The sequence below is a fragment of the [Clostridium] ultunense DSM 10521 genome (assembly GCF_000511955.1).
Taxonomy (GTDB): Bacteria; Bacillota; Clostridia; order Tissierellales; family Tepidimicrobiaceae; genus Schnuerera; species Schnuerera ultunensis.
The window spans coordinates 1-1660 of sequence record NZ_AZSU01000006.1; the positions used below are offsets into that span (position 1 = coordinate 1).

A 1660-nucleotide genomic window follows, 5' to 3' on the forward strand; every position below is an offset into this window, starting at 1 on the left:
TGCCGTGAGCTTAATACAGCTCTCAAGCAGGTACCAATTTTAGCTGATTAATCTGGCCGAAAACTTTAACTTTAATGTATTAAGGTCGTTTTCGGCAAAGATTTCCTCATCTTTGGCCTTTCCTTGAAAATTGTATTAAACTCACGGCAATCCACAGCTTCGGTACCAAATTTAAGCCCCGGAAATCTTCGGCGCAAGGTCACTCGACCAGTGAGCTATTACGCACTCTTTAAATGTATGGCTGCTTCTAAGCCAACATCCTGGTTGTCTGTGTAACCTTACATCCTTTGCCACTTAATTTGGATTTAGGGACCTTAGCTGGTGGTCTGGGCTCTTTCCCTTTCGACTACGAAGCTTATCCCACGTAGTCTGACTCCCGAGAATTATGAATTTGGCATTCGGAGTTTGATAGGTTTTGGTAACGCTATGCGCCCCTAGACCAATCAGTGCTCTACCTCCACTTCACTTTCTCGAGGCTAGCCCTAAAGCTATTTCGAGGAGAACCAGCTATCTCCGAGTTCGATTGGCTTTTCACCCCTACCCACAGGTCATCCGATAGCTTTTAAACGCTAAACGGTTCGAGCCTCCATTGAATTTTACTTCAACTTCACTCTGCCCATGGGTAGGTCACCCGGTTTCGGGTCTATGGCATTAAACTTATTCGCCCTATTAAGACTCGGTTTCCCTACGGCTTCATACCTTAAAGTATTTAACCTTGCTTAATACCATAACTCGCTGGCCCGTTCTACAAAAAGTACGCGGTTACTCGAATATTGAGCTTCCACTGCTTGTAGGCATAGGGTTTCAGGTTCTTTTTCACTCCCCTCCCGGGGTTCTTTTCACCTTTCCCTCACGGTACTTCTTCACTATCGGTCACCAGTTAGTATTTAGCCTTGGGAGGTGGTCCTCCCAGCTTCCCACAGGATTTCTCGTGTCCCGTGGTACTCTGGAGCACAACTAAAGCTTTTTAAGTTTCGTCTACAGGACTTTCACCTTCTATGGTGGGACTTTCCAGACCCTTTGACTACCTAAATCACTTCTTTGTGTTGTGTCCGCAACCCCAGACATTGTCTGGTTTGGGCTCTTCCCCCTTCGCTCGCCGCTACTGAGGGAATCGAGTTTTCTTTCTTTTCCTCAGGGTACTTAGATGTTTCAGTTCCCCTGGTCTTCCCTTCCTTACCTATGGATTCAGCAAGGAATACTTAGAGTTTGTCTAAGTGGGTTTCCCCATTCGGATATCCCCGGATCAATGTCTATTTGCGACTCCCCGAGGCGTTTCGGCGCTTATCCCGTCCTTCTTCGGCTACTGGTGCCAAGGCATTCACCCTATGCCCTTATTAGCTTGACCAGAAATATAATTTACTGTTTAGTTTTCAAAGAACAACTTCTCAAACTGCAATCATTGAAACTATTCATTTAATTGTGGTTTGAATAACTTTATACGCAGTTTCAAAACTCAAATCTATTTGCTCACTATCGTTCGCATAGATTTGGTTCTCATTGCGTTTGACCTACCTACAATTCGCTAACGCTCATTGGGTTAGGTCATAATGGTGGAGATGAGGAGATTCGAACTCCTGACCCCCTGCTTGCAAGGCAGGTGCTCTCCCAACTGAGCTACACCCCCATATATAACAAAACAGTGTGAGTACTTTGTTTA

The 1660-nt window shown here is 45.2% G+C and carries 1 tRNA gene and 1 rRNA gene; both read right to left on the reverse strand.

What is annotated here, in order from left to right:
- Positions 1 to 1348, reverse strand: a 23S ribosomal RNA gene (locus tag CUL_RS19545); the annotation flags it as partial.
- 203 nt (positions 1349 to 1551) lie between these two features.
- Positions 1552 to 1627, reverse strand: a tRNA-Ala gene (locus tag CUL_RS0113015).
- Between the last annotated feature and the right edge of the window lie 33 nt (positions 1628 to 1660).